General features: G+C 67.7%; 1 protein-coding gene. It reads right to left on the bottom strand.

Annotation, left to right across the window (positions count from 1 at the left end):
• Positions 1–1,016 (bottom strand): MFS transporter (locus tag FKP22_RS31300; protein ID WP_141292055.1); only part of this gene is annotated, 1,016 nt, incomplete at its 3' end.
• Positions 1,017–1,095 lie beyond the last annotated feature (79 nt).

Genomic DNA, 1,095 nt, shown 5'->3' with positions numbered 1-1,095 from the left:
CCGGTGCCAAAACCTGCAAACGCCGCCGCGCAGGCCGCGGCCACCGGTGGCAGCCAGCCAATGCCGGCCAGCAGCAACAGCACGGCCGCGCCGCTCATCGCCAGGCTGATCTGCCGCTCCAGCCGCTCCGAGCGGTTGACCAGGAAACCGCCCAGCACCATGCCGGCCGCGCCGCACAGCATGTAGCCGGTGACGACAAAAGCCGTGGCACCCAGCGGCAGCCCGTACAGCGTGGACAGCGCCGGGCTGGCGAAACTCTGGATCGCTGCCAACGCCGCGGTCGTGAAGAAGAAGAACGAGAAGCACAGCCACACCGAAGGCAGCTTCAGGAAGGCCATCGGATGCTCGACCGGCGCCGCGGCCGCACCAGCCTTCTCATGGCCCCAACTCCCTTGGCGGTCATCCAGCGCATCGCGGTTCAGGTACAGGATGGCCATGACGGCCAGCGCCAGCAACGCCGTGCCGGCATAGGCCGCACGCACCGAGCCGAAGGCCTCCGTCAGGCCGATCAGGAACACCGGCGATACCGCCCAGCCCAGGTTGCCGCTGATGCCGTGCACCGAGAACGCATGGCCCAACCTCGCCGACGAAACGCGCTTGTTCAGGATCGTGAAGTCCACCGGATGGAACGGCGCGTTGCCCAGGCCGGCCAGCGCCGCAGCGGCCATCAGCCCGCCAAAGCCGCCGGCAAATCCGGCCAGCACCGAGGCCAGGAAAAAACAGCCAATGGCCGCGAACAGGATGGGCCGCGCGCCGGTGCGGTCCACCAGGAAGCCCGACAGCGCCTGGCCCACGCCGGAGATGACGAAGAACACCGTCACCAGCAGGCCGACTTCCGAATAGCTCAGGCCGAACTCGCGGATGAAATGTGGGAACAGCGGTGGCAGCAGCAGGTGGAAGAAGTGCGAGGTGCCGTGCGCCAGGCCGATCAGGCTGATGGTGCGCACGTCGGCGCTGCGTCGGGCCGTCTCCTCGGCCGACAGCGGCAGGCGGGTGTTCGTCGTGGTCGTCGTCATGGCGGCACTGTAGGCAGGGTGCTGGCGTCAGGGTTACGATAGTTCGCCAACGTCTGTCGAATTCATGCCAAACCAGGCC

The organism is Ideonella azotifigens, from assembly GCF_006519715.1.
In the GTDB taxonomy this organism is placed as follows: Bacteria; Pseudomonadota; Gammaproteobacteria; order Burkholderiales; family Burkholderiaceae_C; genus Ideonella; species Ideonella azotifigens.
This window is presented reverse-complemented; position numbering and strand designations above follow the sequence as displayed.